This is a genomic window from Cytophagia bacterium CHB2, assembly GCA_030263535.1.
Taxonomy (GTDB): domain Bacteria; phylum Zhuqueibacterota; class Zhuqueibacteria; order Zhuqueibacterales; family Zhuqueibacteraceae; genus Coneutiohabitans.
Window position 1 is genome coordinate 1 of sequence record SZPB01000290.1, and the last position, 8,443, is coordinate 8,443.

Sequence of the window (8,443 nt, forward strand, 5' to 3'; positions counted from 1 at the left end):
CTTGGTGTCTTCAACAGCGCATTAATGAATGACGCCGTTTACAAGTTCAAACGTTACGAAGACGCCAGCCTGACATATTTGGACATCAATAAACACGAGGGCGAGGACATTGGCCTTTATGACACCGTATTGAGCGCGGCGGATTATGCGGCAACTTTTGAGAATGTGTCAGTTGGAAAAGTTGAAAAGTATCAACATCGACCACAAGCTAAAGCGGAGGCGCTGAAAAAAATATCGAAGGCCGCTGCGTGAAGGTTTCTCGATTTGCAGATTTGGAGGCTTGGTATGAGAAGAAGAAACTGCGACTTGCAAAGCTGGGTAAATTGGGCCCGGTGCAGATCCATCAATCCGATAGCTTCAGCTTTTCGCGGATAAGCTTGCGTAATTGTTCCATTGCCTTGATCGCGTTCTTGGCGTCAGCTTTCAATGCGGATTCCCCAGGATAACGATACCGCACGCCAAACTTTGTAAGTAATGCCAACAACGGTTTCTCTAATTCCAACTCTGGAAAAAACGGTAGGCATTTTTCAGTAATGGCGAGTAGATCGTGTCCCCAAGCCGAGGGCTGCCCGCAGGACACCAAAAAGCCTTTGAGGTATTTCTCAATACACTGCTGTGCGTGAAAACCCGCGCCGTCGTAATTCGGAAACTTTCTTGCCCGATAATCACGCCGGGCAGAATGATAATCCTGCTCGGCTTTGGCAAGCCATTCAGCCACCAGGGCGTTCATAAAGCACCACCCCTTTCTCGACAATATCCCGATAGAAGCTATCACCCATTCGCAAGCGCTCAGCCACTTGTTGCGGCGACCGCACGAGAATATCCATCGGGAAGGAATGGGTTACACTCGTGGCAACTTCCACTTCGGGGTCGTCGACGCGCTGATCATCTTCAAGGATGACGAGCAGATCAACATCGCTGCGAGGATGGGCTTCATTGCGGCCGTAGGAACCGAACAAAAGGACCTTGAGCGGATTAAACTTTTGGGCGATTTGGTGAGCAACCGCCTGAATTTGTTCCTGAGTAATCATCTATCATCAAGCTGACGTTATTGGAAGTACCCAATTTTCATCTGAACTCCCTGATCAAACTGGTGATGCGGTCATCGCGATCCTGCTGAACCCAGTTCGCGATATTCCCCGTTATGCGGGGGCGAACGACAAGTAGGCCATCCTTTTCGATGAGCTCCGGGTCTTCTGGGAGCGGCTCCAATACGATTCTCCCTTCTTTCAGCTCTGACACAAGGGCGGTTCCAGGAGAAAGCCGTAAGGCACTAAGAAGCTCAGGCGCAAGTATTACACGTCCCATCTCATCGATTTCGATGGTGACTTGTGTAGGCATAGGGTTATTTCCATTTTAGCCAGCTTGGACCGTAAGAGGCACGAACGACTCTACAGGAATCGCCAAAGTTTCTTTGGCTTCTCTTTGTTTATCGTGAATGGCTTTGAATCGAGCCTCGACAGCCAGCAAAGCTTCTGCGGGGTAATAGCGCTCGCCGCAGCGCAAGCAGACTTCGCAGGGCATATCGCGAACGATCAGGTACTTGTCGTTGCGCCGGTAAATATATTCAACTCGGCGTTCTTCGCAATCTTCAGAGCCGCAGAAAGGGCATTGGTTGTTTTTCATATTTCATTTTCCTCGCGTCCAGGGATCAAGGCTCGCGTGCTCGCTCAACGGGAATTCGTTAACCCGACCTTTCGCCTTGATAACCTCGATATCCATGCCCAAAAATTTAAGCGAAACACATGAGACTTACAAATTCTTTTTATGAATATGCATTTTTACAGCCATCACAACCCGCAGGATGGCTGGATCGTCGCTATCTCGCAAACAGCAACTTTCCGATTCCACGAATTGTTTACAGCGAGGGGTTGGTATAAAGCCAAACAGGCTATGGAAGAAAAAAGTGTTTAATAAAAACGCCAGCACTTCCGCAGCATGAACATCGATTATCGCCCTGTCTTTACGGGTTTTGCCCCGTGGGCGGGCGGAGGTGAATCAATCAGCGCTCAAGTAGGGCCAGATGTACTTTCAATGAGCAGAGTACCGCCATAGATAGAGTCTTTTTATCCGCTGTGGCCACCGGCTCTTCATTTGCCTTGATCCTAAAATCAAAGTAGCCACCATCAAACGTTTGGAGCTTCGCGCGACTCGACTGAGCGGCTCGACCGAGCTCGCCGAGGTCTCGTCGAAGTCCGAGGACATTCTCGCCTGCCTCGACAGCGCGCTGACGGATCAAGCCAAGATGCGACTGGCTGATGTGTGCCGGCTGAGCATTATTTGAAGATTTTGACGAAAGGCGGGAAAAAGCAAAAATTCTAAATTTCAGGGTGAAGATAAATCAACCCGTATTTGCTTCGCAAAGCCACAGCAACGCGATCCAGGAAGCCGTTATGCCCCAGCAAATTACGCGGAATGGGATATTCTGAGAAAAGCACTTCAGTTTTGTAGTGGAGGTTGGGCGTGATTTCGAGATCAATTTCGTGGCCATAAGCGAGCAAAGGGCCGCCCAAGGTGGACAACTTTTGCACTCGTCCCTGCAAAACCTCAATGCCCAATACGTCGGCCAGTTCTCGAGAAAACAGCGAAAAAGTCGATCCGGAATCGATCAATGCCAGTGCCGTTCGTGTCAAGTCGTTATCAGCCAGCGCTATTTCGATCACGGGAAACGGTGGCGTTAGCGTTTTTTGGCTGGCCGTTTCAAGAACAAAAGGGCGATAGTTGAATTGATATTCGAATTCTAATTGCGGCATCGCTCAAGGCTCGACAGCAGGTTGATTGGACATGCCCAAGTACCATTCGTGCTCATGCACGGGCAGATATTGCACAAAAGGAAACTTGATTCCACGCCGCCGAGCTTCGGCATAAACTTCTTTTGCGTCCTTGCTAACGGCGATCATTTCGTAGCCCCAAAGCGCGACGTGCTCGCCGCGATGCTGGTCCCAGAAATTCGGATGATCGAGCAGCCATTGCATCTCCGCCTCGCGGCTGGCAGGAATTTCGGCGGTGGGGCGAGGTTGAGAGAATTCGAGCGGCGATGCCTGGGGTTCATTTTCTTGCGGCTCGATTTCCCGTTCGCGGTCTAAAAGCTCTGATAACCGCCGGCGCTCCCGGCTTGGCAATTGTCGCACCGCAGTCAGAATTTCTTCAACGGTTGTTTGCGGCATGTGGACTCCTTTTTCATTGTGAGGAGAGTGTTTGTAAGGTCTTATACAGACGTTGAAAATATAGGCAATAGTTTTTTCATCTTCAATTCAATTTTTGCCACGCTATGTCCAAAACTCTCCAACGCCATTTCGACGCACATCGAGATCATCAACTCAAGGCGGTGGAAAGCGTCATCCGCTCGCTCGAATGCAGGCATTTATGAAAATACGCGCGACTGTTTTCTGGTTTTCTTGTTCCCGGCGCTGGCCTTGAGCCAGCAAGCACTCGTCGAGAAAGGTTTTGTTGGGCTTTTCTTTTCCGGCGCAGCGGGAATCGGCAGGCAAAGCCGACTTTATGGCAGTGAGATCGGAGTCGGATTGAAGGGATTTTATTGCCCGGCGCTGGCATGGCAATAGCGCTACCACGGGGCGAATCTCGCGGCAGCGCATTGGCCGTGGGAGTCGGCGTTACGATGGGATTCCGTTTCGATTGAGCTCCGGAATCCTATGGGTTCATCATTCCAGGCGTTTCGATTGCAGGAGACATAAAGGCACTCACCCTCGAGGCGGGAATTGGATTCAAGGGCAAATTCAAGCCGCAATCAAGGCGGGAGTGAGGCAAATCTGATTGAAAACGGTTGAAGTATTTCCACATTTCCCTCCACAAAAAAAACGTAACACATCCCAACGAGTACAAATTTTTGAAAACTGCTTGACAATGTGATTTCAAAATGCTATTGTCAGTGCAATCGTTTGCATTGATTGACAGGTTTGTTATCCTTCAAACCACTCGCAGAGCATGTGTAACCAAAAGGCCGCTTCATGAGTGCCCGCTTACTCGAGATTGCGCAACAAACGGGATTTTCGGTTTCCACCGTCTCGCGTGTGCTCCACGACCATTCCAATAAATACAAAATCAGCGCTGCCACCAAAGCATTGATTCGTAAAGCCGCGGAAGAGCTGGGTTATCGCCCAAACAAGCTCGCGCGTGGCTTGCGCCTCAATCAAACCCACGAAATCGGCGTGATCGTGCCGGATATTTCCAATCCCTTTTTTGCAACGCTGGTCAAAAGCATTGCCGGAGAATTGCGCAAATCCGGCTACAGCATTTTCGTTTACGATGCCGATGAAAACACGGCGATCGAAGCGGAATCCATAAAAATTTTGTTGGAGAAGAAAGTCGACGGTTTGATTATCGCTTCGGTCGGACAAGAGGCGAATCATTTAAAGCAGATCGAAACCGCCGGTGTGCCGTGGGTGATGGTCGATCGCTGCTTTGACAGGCTCGCGGTGGATGCGGTAAGCGTCGATAATTTTCGCGGCGCATATCTCGCCACGCAATACTTGATTCGGGAGGGCCATCGTCTCATTGCCTTTATTCAAGGCCTGTCCGGCACCTATGTCAACGAAGGCCGTTTGCAGGGCTATAAGCAGGCCTTGCAAGAAAGCCATCTTCCGCTCGACGAGCGTTTGATTGTGGGTGATGATTTTCGCAACTATAACGGTTATTTGGAAACCAAGCTGTTGCTTAAATTGCAAGAGCCGCCCACGGCGATTTTCACTGCCGGTGATTTGATCGCCATGGGCGCGTTGGAAGCGCTGAAGGAAGATCATTATTGTGTGCCGCAGGATGTTTCTCTTATCACATTTGACGACCCCAGTTTTGCCACCTATCTTTCTCCCGCCTTGACCACGGTGGCGCAGCCTGTGGAAAAAATGGGCGAAATGGCGGTCAAATTGCTGTTTCGCCGCTTGCGCACGCCGAACGGAGAGCGCCGCCGCATTTTGTTGGAGCCGCGTTTGATCGTGCGGGATTCCGTCATGCGCAAATCTTCTCTTGCCCTGGTCCGGCAAGCTTCCTGAGTTGCTGCCCCGTTTCATTCGCATGGAGTATTCGATGAACAGAAACGCTCCTCGCTGGTTTTCTTTCCTTATGCCGTCCTGCCTCGCCGTCTGTTTGTCCGCCACCGCCTTTGCCGGAACCACCGGCAAAATTGCCGGGGTGATTACGGACCGGCAAACCAAAGAGCCGCTGTTTGGCGCAATCGTTTTCATTGAAGGAACGACTCTGGGCGCTTCCACCAATCCCAAAGGCGAATTTTTCATTTTGAGTGTTCCCCCGGGCGTTTATGCCGTCACGTTTTCCTACCTCGGATATGAGAGAATAACCCAAACGGACGTGTTGGTGCATGCCGATCGCACGACGCAACTGCAAGCGGCGCTCAAACCGGCGTTGATTGAAGGCGAGATGATTACGGTGACGGCGGAGCGGCCGGCGATCGAGCATGATCTCACGGCCAGCGAGCAGGTGATGACCATTCAAGAGATGAAGCGATCCTGGGTGCGCACGGTTAGGGAAGCGATTGAAATTCAAACCGGCATCATCAGCTCGCCGCCCGCGGTGGCCTGGACGCGCGGGGAGACGCAGACGTATATTCGCGGCAGTTCCATCGTGCAAGCGGTGTACATGCTCGACAATCTCAGCGTGAACAGCGGTTTGCTTTCCGATAATTATACCGGATTCAATACCTCGACCATTGAACAGATTTCGTTGCTTACCGGCGGCTACAATGCGGAATATGGCGAGGGCCGTTCCGCGGTGATCAACATCGTTACCAAAGAAGCGGGCGAGGGGCTGCACGGCACGGTGATCACGCGTTTGCGCCCGGCAGGCAAATATCATTTTGGTCCGAATTTTTACAGCAAAGAAAACTATGATTATAAATTTTTCGATCTGAACTATTGGACACAACAATCGCAAAATCCCAACAGCGGCCCGTTTTACGGCCAAAACCCCGATTCTTTGCTGTCGGCGTGGCGCAAGTCGATTACGCCCAACAGCACACTGGCAAAATATGCCGACCGCGCCGAACCGGAAATCGAAGCGACGCTGTTCGGGTCGTTGACGGATGATTTGAGTTTTCTCGTTTCGGGCCGTTACAAAAAAGGTGTGAGCATATTCCCGCAATCCCTGCCGTACAATCCCGAATTCAACTTTCAAGGTTATTTGAATTATAAATTTTCACCGTCGCTCAAATTGCGCCTGGGCGGATTTTATGGCGGTTACGAAAGCGCGGATTACCCGGCAGTCAATTTCAACACGATCGAGTCAGCGCAGGAATCCGCCTGGTTGGCGCCCATGCGGGTGGATGAGCAATACGCCCGCGCGAAATATAATCCCGAAGGCGCGATTTACCGCCAATGGCCGGAGTTGCGCCGCTGGTCGCAAATCTATGCGCGCTTCACGCACGCGCTGAACAGCAAATCTTTTTATGAAATCAATCTGAGCTATTTGCGTGACAAGATGGATCGTTCCGATCGCAATCATATCATTGCCGACAGTTTATGGTCGCGCCGCGACGACACGCAGAAGATGGTTAATCGCTTTCTCGAACAGGGCTATTTTCATACGTTCACCGACAACCAGAGCGAAGTGTTCCAGCTCAAAGCCGATTACACCAGCCAAATCACGGCGCATCATCAGTTGAAAACGGGCGCAGGATTCCGGCAATTTGATTTCAACTATCGCCATTTTATGGGCGTTTACGAAGGCGGCAATCGCTGGAATTTGTTGAACGTGTTCGACGGCAAGCCTTACGAAGGCAATGTGTATGCGCAAGATAAAATGGAGTTTCCCGGCTTGGTGGTGAATGCCGGCGTGCGTCTGGATTTTTTTCATCAAAACCGTTCCGCGCCCAAGAATCGCTATGATCCGTTGGCGATGCAACCCACCACGCCCGGGCATGATCCGAGCAAGCCGTTGGGTTATCCCGGCAATCCCGAGCTTGAGCGCACGAAATTGCAAACGGCGTTTTCGCCGCGTTTGGGCATCTCGCATCCCATTAGCGAAAATTCCGTGTTGCATTTTGTATACGGCCATTTCTATCAGCGCCCGTCGTGGACAAAAATGTTCGGCTTTCCGTTTGTGAATTATACGGAAGACATGAACACCGTGCTCGATCCCTATGCGGATCAAATTACCTACATGGAAGAATGGCAGGGCTGGTATGGCAATGCCGAGATGAGCTTCGAGCGCACCATTCAATATGAATTGGGGGTGGATTACAACATCGCCAATCGCTTGAAGCTCGATCTCACCGGCTATTACAAAGATGCCAGCCGAGAAGCCAACGTTATCACCGGCGTGTATGCCGCGCAATACAACACCACCAAAGCGCTGATGTTGAGCAACTCCGGCTATTCCGACGTGCGCGGCATTGAAACCAAGCTGGATACGCGTTTTCAGGGCCCGCTCAATTTCGGCGCGAGCCATGATATTTTTTGGTCGTTCGACGGCGAAGTCGGTTTTAGCCAATTGCATCAGCCCGGCTCGGTGCGCGTGAATGTGCCGAAAGGTTTGCGGCAAGGCGAGGGGGCGTGGAGCAGCTTTCATCGCATCAAAAGCTGGGCGAATTTGTACATCGAGCCGGGGCGCGGGCCGAAGCTGGCGGGCGTGAAGCCGCTCAGCGATTTTAATGTGAATGTTTATTTTTGGTGGCGCAGCGGCCAGCCTTACACCTATCATGCGCCCGGTGATATTTCCACCAAGCCCAACAACCGGCGCTGGTTCAGCTATTATCAAACCAATGTGAAGGCGACCAAAGGGTTCAAGTGGGCAGGCTTGCACACCGAGTTCAGCATGGAAGTCCGCAATCTCTTCGATTCGAAATTTTTGCGTTTGGTTTATGGCGACGATTTGGTACGCTGGCATCAAAATCCTAATTTACCTGAGCGTGATCGTCTGCCGCCGAATTGGTTTTCGGGGGAGGATGATGAATGGGAGTGGTATTCCTACGAAGTGCCGCCGCGGCAATGGTTTTTTCAGTTTAAGACCGAGTTTTAATTATAAAGCCACGAGGTCATGTTTGACAAAACCAATTTGTGCAAACGTTTGCATTAAATTCAACTGCTGTTCCCTGCGAGCGATGTGTGGAGAGCCTTCATGAAGCCATTGACTCATTTTTATCGGTTGTGGCAATTGCCGTTAGGGCGGCGTATTGCGGCAATCATAATTGCGCTGTTTGTTTGTGGCGACGTGGTGCACGGGCAAGTGACGTGGGGCAAGCAGACTTTGACGCGCCAGTCTGGGTCAACCAGGCCCATCCCAGGCCAGCCCAGCGCCCGCCCATAAGCCAATTGGGAATTGTCGGTTGGCTGCGCAACAATCTGTTTAGCGGCGTGGGCAATACGCTCCTGACGGTGGCAACGCTGCTTGTTATCTATGCCGTGGTGACTTCACTGGCGCGTTGGGCCTTTGGCCAGGCATACTGGGAGCCAGTGTGGGTCAACCGCAAGCT

Annotated in this window: 11 protein-coding genes; 5 read left to right on the top strand and 6 right to left on the bottom strand. The window is 51.4% G+C overall.

Annotation, left to right across the window (positions count from 1 at the left end):
• On the top strand, positions 1-252 hold a 252-nt coding region (locus FBQ85_22215; protein MDL1877855.1), incomplete at its 5' end, for a hypothetical protein.
• Between the two features lie 91 nt (positions 253-343).
• Here the strand turns inward: FBQ85_22215 and FBQ85_22220 are convergent.
• From FBQ85_22220 to FBQ85_22245, 6 genes are all read right to left on the bottom strand, one after another.
• A complete protein-coding gene (locus FBQ85_22220) occupies positions 344-730 on the bottom strand; it encodes a HEPN domain-containing protein (GenBank protein MDL1877856.1) in 387 nt (128 codons plus the stop codon).
• Positions 711-1,031: a nucleotidyltransferase domain-containing protein gene (locus tag FBQ85_22225; GenBank protein MDL1877857.1), complete on the bottom strand. Its 321-nt coding sequence runs from the start codon at positions 1,029-1,031 to the stop codon at positions 711-713. The genes FBQ85_22220 and FBQ85_22225 overlap by 20 nt, the downstream gene beginning before the upstream one ends.
• 37 nt (positions 1,032-1,068) lie before the next feature.
• Positions 1,069-1,341 (bottom strand): hypothetical protein, encoded by a 273-nt coding sequence (locus FBQ85_22230; GenBank protein MDL1877858.1) that lies wholly within the window; start codon positions 1,339-1,341, stop codon positions 1,069-1,071.
• Positions 1,342-1,356: 15 nt separating this feature from the next.
• Positions 1,357-1,626, bottom strand: a complete 270-nt coding sequence (locus tag FBQ85_22235; protein MDL1877859.1) for a type II toxin-antitoxin system MqsA family antitoxin — start codon at positions 1,624-1,626, stop codon at positions 1,357-1,359.
• A gap of 692 nt (positions 1,627-2,318) precedes the next feature.
• Positions 2,319-2,753 carry a hypothetical protein gene (locus FBQ85_22240; protein MDL1877860.1) on the bottom strand — a complete coding sequence of 145 codons (435 nt, stop codon included), beginning with the start codon at positions 2,751-2,753 and terminating at the stop codon, positions 2,319-2,321.
• A gap of 3 nt (positions 2,754-2,756) precedes the next feature.
• Positions 2,757-3,167 (bottom strand): hypothetical protein, encoded by a 411-nt coding sequence (locus FBQ85_22245; GenBank protein ID MDL1877861.1) that lies wholly within the window; start codon positions 3,165-3,167, stop codon positions 2,757-2,759.
• Here FBQ85_22245 and FBQ85_22250 point away from each other — a divergent pair, their 5' ends adjacent.
• The 4 genes from FBQ85_22250 to FBQ85_22265 all read left to right on the top strand — a co-directional run.
• Positions 3,168-3,563, top strand: a complete 396-nt coding sequence (locus tag FBQ85_22250) for a hypothetical protein (protein MDL1877862.1) — start codon at positions 3,168-3,170, stop codon at positions 3,561-3,563.
• A gap of 405 nt (positions 3,564-3,968) precedes the next feature.
• Positions 3,969-5,009 carry a LacI family transcriptional regulator gene (locus FBQ85_22255; protein ID MDL1877863.1) on the top strand — a complete coding sequence of 347 codons (1,041 nt, stop codon included), beginning with the start codon at positions 3,969-3,971 and terminating at the stop codon, positions 5,007-5,009.
• Complete coding sequence (locus tag FBQ85_22260) at positions 4,984-7,989, top strand: TonB-dependent receptor (protein MDL1877864.1); 3,006 nt, start codon at positions 4,984-4,986, stop codon at positions 7,987-7,989. The genes FBQ85_22255 and FBQ85_22260 overlap by 26 nt, the downstream gene beginning before the upstream one ends.
• A gap of 212 nt (positions 7,990-8,201) precedes the next feature.
• Positions 8,202-8,443 (top strand): hypothetical protein (locus FBQ85_22265; protein ID MDL1877865.1); only part of this gene is annotated, 242 nt, incomplete at its 3' end.